The sequence below is a fragment of the Sulfitobacter sp. HI0040 genome, assembly GCF_001634885.1.
GTDB lineage: Bacteria > Pseudomonadota > Alphaproteobacteria > Rhodobacterales > Rhodobacteraceae > Sulfitobacter.
The window spans coordinates 1-224 of the sequence record NZ_LWEX01000550.1; the positions used below are offsets into that span (position 1 = coordinate 1).

1 rRNA gene is annotated in these 224 nt (G+C 57.6%); it reads right to left on the reverse strand.

Going from position 1 to position 224, the window contains the following annotated elements:
• Nucleotides 1-224, reverse strand: a 16S ribosomal RNA gene (locus tag A3728_RS20440); the annotation flags it as partial.

Sequence of the window (224 nt, forward strand, 5' to 3'; positions counted from 1 at the left end):
GTAAGGGCCATGAGGACTTGACGTCATCCACACCTTCCTCCCGCTTATCACGGGCAGTTTCCTTAGAGTGCCCAGCCGAACTGCTGGCAACTAAGGATGTGGGTTGCGCTCGTTGCCGGACTTAACCGAACATCTCACGACACGAGCTGACGACAGCCATGCAGCACCTGTCACTGCGCCACCGAAGTGGACGCCCGATCTCTCGGGTTAGCACAGGATGTCAA